Consider the following 6,900-nt stretch of genomic DNA (forward strand, 5'->3'; position numbering starts at 1 on the left):
GGATGGGAAACGGATGTCTGTACTCAAGCTTATAGCCCCCGAACAAGGTCGGCAGCGTGACGGCTGGCTGACAGCGCTGACAGTTTCGCAGCGCTCAGCGCGGTCTAGAACCCGATGAAGGCGTAGTAGCGGGGCGTTTCGCTTGTCGACTGCAGGCCAAGCCCTTGGAGTGTCAGCGACAGCTCATCATCTTGCACATGCAGCGTCCACACGCCACTGTCAGTCCCCTGCACCTGATCCAGCGCCCCTGCAAACGCCTCCATCTGTGGCAGATACGCCGTAAACCCGTTGCCTTTAAGCGCACTGGTGGTCATCCCCAGCGCCTGACATACCGCCACCTTGGCCGCGATATCGTCCCGGTCGGCCTGGCGCGAGGCCTGCACCAGGGCCGCCAGTTGCGGGTCCACCGGCACGCTGCCGTAAATCAGTTCAGGCCCTTGCTGCCATGCCTCAGGCGGGCAATCTTTGTTTTCCGGCCGCAGCGCAAGGTGCGGGTTGATCTCTACCGGGTAGATCCGGCAGACCAGCGGGCGGGTTTCATAGATGGTGCACAGGTCATTTTCGTCCAGGTTGCGGCAGCGCCCAGGGTTGAAGGCGGCAAAGGTTACCGAAACGCGCACTTCACCCTTGCCGCAGGGCACTGGGTGCGAGCGGCGCAGCACATGCTCACGCTGATCGGCCGGCATGCCCGGGCCATCGACCACGAATGCTTCGATCAATACCACCACCTGGCCACCGGATGCCGCCCACTGCCGCGACTCGTACAGCGTCAGCGGAACATGGTGGCCGGTACAGCACTTGCCGCAGCCGGTGCAGGCGAAACGCAGGCTTTGGTTCACTTGGCGTCCGGGTTCCATTCATTGACGAAGGCGCGCTGCTGCTGGCGATCGTACAGGCACAGTTCGGTGCCGGTACGCTGCTGCATGTGCTTCTGCGGATAAACCCCTTCAACCAGCAGGGCACTGAAGCCAACCTGGTCATCGAACTCCGCGGGCTTGCCGCGGGCGTGGGCATCCTTGAACTGGCTGGCCGCCAGGCAAGCCTTGAGCATCTGCTGGCGCTGTTCGTTCCAGGCCTGGCTGCTGGAGGCCTGAGCGACACCACTGAACAGTGCGCAGGCGATCAGGACGGAGCTGAAAAACTTCATACGCGGTACCGGCAAATTTTCCGAGGGGCGCGAATTATGCCCGAGTCATCCCCGGCCGCGAGCCAGGGAGTTTGTCGCTGAATATAACAACACGGACCCTCAGCGCTCGGCAAATACCACCGTTCGCGCAGCCACTACCAGGCAGTCGGTCAGCTCGGGCGAGGAGAACTTGGTGAGGATGGCATTGGCCCCGGCCAGCCTGGCCTTTTCGGCGCTCATTGCGCTGTCCAGCGAGGTGTGCAGCAGCACGTAAAGGTGCTGGAAATCTGGCGTTTCGCGCAGGGTGCGGGTGAAGGCGTAGCCATCCATCTCCGACATTTCGATGTCCGAAACGATGATGTTGATCTCCTGCGCGGTGCCCTGTAGTTCCAGCAGCACGTTGATTGCATCCTTGGCGCTGCGCGCGGTGTGGCACTCGATGCCGAGGTTGCGCAAGGTATGCACCGACTGTTGCAGTGCTACCTGGCTGTCGTCCACCACCAGGATATTGGCGGCGGCCAGCAGGCTGGCGTCTTCTTCCTGCAATTGGCCAGGGTGAGTCACGGGTTCAGGTGGCGCGATGCCATGGATGACTTTCTCGATGTCCAGCACCTGAACCAAGGTATTGTCGACCCGGGTCACGCCCGTGATGAACGAGCGGTTGCCCGCGCCGTAAGGCGGCGGTTTGATGTCGGTGCTCAGGCAATGGACGATGCGGCTCACTGCCTGCACATGCAGGCCTTGGCGTGAGCGGCTGATCTCGGTGACGATCAGGCAGCCACCGTCGGGGTCGGCCAAGGGGCGTTCACCAATGGCCCGGGACAGGTCGATCACTGACAACGGGTTGCCGCGCAGCGTGGCCACACCTTTCACATGCGGATGCGATTCGGGCAGCCTGGTCAACGGTGGGCAGGGGATGATTTCGCTGACCTTGAGCAGGTTGATTGCCATCAGCTTGCCGCTGCGCAGGGTGAACAGCAGCAGGGACAACGCGTCCGCACGGGCATTTTGCGTGGCCATGGTGACCTTCATGGGAAAGAGGGGATAACGGTATATCGGCCTGTTCGGGCTGGGCTTTAGCCGCAGTCCCATTGCACCGCAAGCACCTGAGGGGGCGGGCCCCTCAGGTTGGGTGATGGCCCCCCATCAACGCTCGCGCAGTGCTTCCTTGGCCCGGTTGAGCGGCTTGATCAGGTAATCGAGAATGGTTTTTTCACCGGTGCGGATATCCACCGTGGCAATCATCCCCGGCACGATTGCAAAGCGCTTGCCTGCCTTGTTCTGCAAGCTGTCCTGCTCGGTGCGGATGAACACCCGGTAGTAATAGATTTCCGGCTTCACTTCATCCTGCAAGGTGTCCGGCGATATCCCCACCACTTTGCCATCGAGCCCGCCATACACCGAATAGTCATAGGCACTGATCTTCACCTTGGCGGCCTGGTCGGGATGGATGAAGGCGATATCTCGCGGGGCAATGCGCGTCTCGATGAGCAAGCGCTCATCCATTGGCACGATCTTCATCACCTGGCCCCCTGGTTGCACCACGCCGCCCAAGGTGTTCACCTCGATGTCCTTGACGATGCCGCGCACCGGCGAGCGCAGGGTCAGGCGCGACAGCGAGTCGCTGCGCCCGCGGATCACTTCGGACAGGCTGTCGGCCTCGGCACTGGCCTTGGCCAGTTCTTCGCGGGCGCGTACCAGGTAATCGGAGCGCGCTTCGTTGGCCTTGAGTTCCAGCTCCGAGCGCTGCCGGTTGAGGCGGATCACCTCAACCCGGCTGGAGGCGCCCATCTGGGCCAGGTTCTCGGTGATCTTCAGCTCGCTGCGCACCAGCCGCAGCGAGTCCTCTATGCCCGCCAGGGTCTGCTCCAGGCCGCGGCGGCGGGTTTGGTACAGCGCCGTTTCGGCTTCGATCAGCTCGGGCGAGTCGCGCAGGCTGTCGGGGAAGGCCAGCGGCTTGCCGGTTACCTCGGCCCGCAGGCGCGCCACGCTGGCCTTGGCGGCGCGGAACTTGGCCTCGCTCTCGCCGACGCTGGAGGCTGTCTTGGTCGGGTCAAGCTGGGCCAGCACCTGACCACGCTCGACCAGGTCGCCTTCGGCCACGTTCATCTCGGCGACGATGCCACCCTCGAACGACTGGATCACCTGCTCGCGGGAACTGGGGATGACTTTGCCGGTTCCGGTGGATACCTCAGTCACCTCGAACCAGGCCGCCCAGGCCAGGAACGCGGCGAGCATCAGTGCGCACAGGGTGATGATGCGCCCGGCACGAAATACAGCCTGGTCATCCTGGCCGTCCAGATAAGATGCGGGGAGTTCGTGGTTGCTCATGCCTGGCCTCCTTGCAGTTTGGCCAGGGCGGCGTCACGGCTGTCGTCGATGACGATACGCCCGCCGTCCAGCACGATGATCCGCTCGACGCGCTGCAGCACGCTCAGACGATGAGTCGCGATGACCAATGTACGGCCCTGGCAGAAGCGGTCGAGGTTGTCGAGCAGCTTGCGTTCGGTCATGTCGTCCAACGAGGCGGTAGGTTCGTCCAGCAGCAACACCTGTGGCTGGCGCACCAGCAGGCGCGACAGCACCAAGGCCTGGCGTTGCCCGCCTGACAGGCCCAGGCCGCCTTCCAGGATCAGATGGTCCAGGCCTTTGGGCAGGCGCCGGACGAAGTCCAGGGCGCCGGTCGCGGCCAGCGCGGCCACCAGTTCCTGGTTACTGGCCTGCCCGGCGCCGAGGGTGAGGTTTTCCCGCAGGGTGCCGTGGAACAGCCGCGCGTACTGAGGCAGTAAACCGACGTCACGGCGCAGGTCAGCCGGGTCGAGGTGGGCCAGGGCGATGCCGTCCAAGGTAACTTCGCCTTGCACCAGGTCCATGGCGCCACCCAGCGCCTGCAGCAGGGTCGACTTGCCAGCCCCGTTGCGCCCCAGCACGGCAATGCGTTCACCCGGCTGGATGTCCAGCTGGGCAATGTTGAGCACCGGCGGCGCTTCGGGGTCGTAGCGGAAGTTGGCCTGACGCAGCGCGTACTCGCCACGGATGGCCGGCAAGTGCACACGGGCCTCGCCCTCGGGGTGGTCGACCGGCGACTGCATCAGCTTGTCCAGGCCTTGCAGCGCCACCTTAGCCTGCTGCCAACGTGTCAGCACGTGGGTGAGCTGTGCCAGCGGCGCCATCATGCGTGACGACAACATCGATGCGGCGACCAGGCTACCGGTGGTGAGGTCGCCGGCAATCACCATGGGTGCGCCAATCACGATGACCACGGCAAACACCGCACCTTGCACGTTCTGTGTCCAGGTCACCAGGCCGTTGGTCAGGGTGCGTAAACGCAGGTTTGTGTGCGCGCAGGCGGCGTTGTACTGGTTCCATTGGCGCTCGAAGCGAGCTTCGGCCTGCAGGGCCTTGATCTCGTCCAGGCCCTGGATGCTTTCCACCAGCATCGCGTTGCGCAGCGCCGACTCGCGCATCGAGGCATTGGCCAGGCGTGCCAGCCGGCGTTGCGCCAAGAGGCCCGGCAACACCATCGCCAGCAGCGCCACCAGCGGAATGAACACCAGTACCCCGCCGATCAGCCAGAACACGAACAGGAACAGCAGGAAGAACGGCAGGTCGGCCAGGGCCGTGGCGGTGCTGGAGGTAATCAGGTCACGGATCGACTCCAGCTCGCGCAACTGCGAGATGAACGAACCGGTGGATTTTGGCCGCACCGAATTGCGCAGGCGCAGTGCATGGCCATAGACCAGGTCCGACACACGTAGATCGGCGCGTTTGCCGAGCAGGTCGGTGACCTTCAACCGCAGCAGGCGCATGCTGAAGTCGAATACCAGCGCCAGCACCACGCCACCGAACAGCACATAGAGGGTGGGTAACGATTCCGCCGGAATGACCCGGTCATACACTTGCATCGAAAACAGCACCCCGGCCAGTGCCAGCACGTTGGCCACCAGCGAGGCGACCATTACCTGGCCATACGGGCGCAAGTCGCGCAGCACGATGCGGGCGAACCAGTGGCGATCGTAGGGGGCGGTGTAGTCGTCGGTACGCACGTCGCGCAGCGGCCGCGCCGGGCGCATCAGGGCTACCCGGTTGATACGCCCTTCGAGTGCTTCGCGGGGCAGGCGCGAGGTCAGGCTCTGGTCGCCGGCGAACACGACGGCCAGCTCGTTTTCCTCGGTCACAGCCTCGACCACGGCCAGTTGGCCATCGTCCAGTTCCAGCACCAGGGGCGTACGCCATTGGCGCAGGGCCTTGGCGTCGAAGCGCACGAAGCGCAGTGACAGCCCGGCCTGGCGCGCCATGTGCCGGAGGATTTCGTCCAGCGGGCGGGCATCTTCCACTGCGGCCAGGCGAATACGTTGGGGCGAGACATCCAGGCGGTAATGGTGCGCGACCTGAAGCATCACCTCAAGCCATGGGCCCAGGTCCGGGCGGTGCACCACCGCCTGCTCGGCGTTCTGCTGCTGGCTGGCCTGGGCCAGGTTGACGGTTTCGTTCATGGCTCGATCTCCACCCCTTGCAGGTTGCGCCCTTCCAGCCCGAAGGCGGTCCGCAGGGCACCGGTGTTGTACAGGCAGTCGACATCCAGGCGCAGCAGGTCGGAGCGCGTGCCGGCGAGTTCGAAGCGCGACTGGTAGATTTCCTGCTCGGCATTGAGCAGGTCGAGCAGTGGCCGGGTGCCCAAGTCCAGGTATTGCCGGCCATAGAGCATGCGAGCTTCCTGGATGCTGGTCTGGCGGGCTTCCAGTGAGCTGAGCCGGCGGCCCAGCCCCGAGGTTTGCGCCATGGCTTCGGCAAGCCCACGACGCGCCTGGAGCCGCGCGGCGTCTTCGGCAGAGTCGGCGGCGCTCAGGGCATGGCCTGCGGCACGGGTTCGGGCGCTGATGGCACCCCCCTGGTAGATAGGTACCTCGAGGTTCAGATAGATGCCGGCTTGGGTACGGTCGAGCCGGTTGTTGTCACGGTCGTAGTCGTTGTCCAGGTAGTGGTTGACCTGCGGTTGCAGGGACAGCGTGGGGTACGCCTCGGCTTTGGCCTGGGCCAGTTCGGCCTGGGATTGGGCGCGCAGGGCCAGCGCCATCAGCACGGCGGGCAGACGGTCGTCAGCCGGGTGCGACTTCTTGCAGGCCTGCAGCAATTCCGGGGGCGACTCCTCAGCCAGTGCCGGCGGCGAAACCCGCCCCAGCAGTTGCGCCAGCGTCGAACGCCAGCGTTCGTACTGAGCCTGGTATTCCTCCAGCGTGGCACGCGCACCCTCCACCCGGGACTCGGCCTGGACCACGTCGGAGCGGGTACTGGCGCCCATGTCGCTGCGCTGGCGCGCCATGCCGGCGATATCGCCTACCCCGCGCACCTGGTCGCGGGCAATCACCATGAGCTGCTCGTAGCGGCGGGTTTCGATCCAGGCATAGGCGGTGTCCCGCGCCAACTCGTCGACCACCAGCAGGATATTGGCCTGGGCACGGGTAGCGGCAGCGTGAGCGGCATTGACGGCGCTGTCGACTTTGCCGAAATCGTAGAGCATCTGCTTGAGCGACAGGTTCAGTGCCTGGCTGTTGCGGTCGCTGCCGTAACCGGTGTCATAACCGGTGCGGATGCCTCCGGAAATCTGCGGGTAGTAGCCAGCACGCGCGACATTGATGCCTTCGCCCTGTTTGTACAGGTTGCCGACGGCCTCGGCGATGCTTGGGTGCCACTGCGCAGCCGTCACGACCGCTTCGGCCAGGCCCAGCCTGTCCCCGATGCCAGGGGCCTGGCCGAAGCGGTCGTGACGGCTG

General features: G+C 64.7%; 6 protein-coding genes. All 6 read right to left on the reverse strand.

Features of this window, described 5'->3' with window-relative positions; translation table 11 throughout:
• Nucleotides 1-104: 104 nt before the first annotated feature.
• Entirely contained in the window at nucleotides 105-839 is a 735-nt protein-coding gene (locus L6D80_RS11460) for a YkgJ family cysteine cluster protein (protein WP_176513574.1), read from the reverse strand.
• Complete coding sequence (locus L6D80_RS11465) at nucleotides 836-1,147, reverse strand: hypothetical protein (protein WP_054900773.1); 312 nt, start codon at nucleotides 1,145-1,147, stop codon at nucleotides 836-838. The genes L6D80_RS11460 and L6D80_RS11465 overlap by 4 nt, the downstream gene beginning before the upstream one ends.
• Before the next feature lie 99 nt (nucleotides 1,148-1,246).
• Nucleotides 1,247-2,146 carry a chemotaxis protein gene (locus L6D80_RS11470; protein ID WP_054900774.1) on the reverse strand — a complete coding sequence of 300 codons (900 nt, stop codon included), beginning with the start codon at nucleotides 2,144-2,146 and terminating at the stop codon, nucleotides 1,247-1,249.
• Between the two features lie 126 nt (nucleotides 2,147-2,272).
• Entirely contained in the window at nucleotides 2,273-3,457 is a 1,185-nt protein-coding gene (locus L6D80_RS11475; RefSeq protein WP_054900775.1) for an HlyD family type I secretion periplasmic adaptor subunit, read from the reverse strand.
• Nucleotides 3,454-5,622: a type I secretion system permease/ATPase gene (locus tag L6D80_RS11480; protein ID WP_176513576.1), complete on the reverse strand. Its 2,169-nt coding sequence runs from the start codon at nucleotides 5,620-5,622 to the stop codon at nucleotides 3,454-3,456. The genes L6D80_RS11475 and L6D80_RS11480 overlap by 4 nt, the downstream gene beginning before the upstream one ends.
• Nucleotides 5,619-6,900 (reverse strand): TolC family outer membrane protein (locus tag L6D80_RS11485; protein ID WP_176513578.1); only part of this gene is annotated, 1,282 nt, incomplete at its 5' end. The genes L6D80_RS11480 and L6D80_RS11485, both read right to left, overlap by 4 nt.

The organism is Pseudomonas ceruminis (genome assembly GCF_021602025.1).
GTDB classification, from domain to species: domain Bacteria; phylum Pseudomonadota; class Gammaproteobacteria; order Pseudomonadales; family Pseudomonadaceae; genus Aquipseudomonas; species Aquipseudomonas ceruminis.

Excerpts from the sequence above, each read along its gene's own strand:
- L6D80_RS11480 (WP_176513576.1), bottom strand. The coding sequence starts at position 5,622 with ATGAACGAAACCGTCAACCTGGCCCAGGCCAGCCAGCAGCAGAACGCC.
- L6D80_RS11465 (WP_054900773.1), bottom strand. The coding sequence starts at position 1,147 with ATGAAGTTTTTCAGCTCCGTCCTGATCGCCTGCGCACTGTTCAGTGGT.
- L6D80_RS11475 (WP_054900775.1), bottom strand. The coding sequence starts at position 3,457 with ATGAGCAACCACGAACTCCCCGCATCTTATCTGGACGGCCAGGATGAC.
- L6D80_RS11470 (WP_054900774.1), bottom strand. The coding sequence starts at position 2,146 with ATGGCCACGCAAAATGCCCGTGCGGACGCGTTGTCCCTGCTGCTGTTC.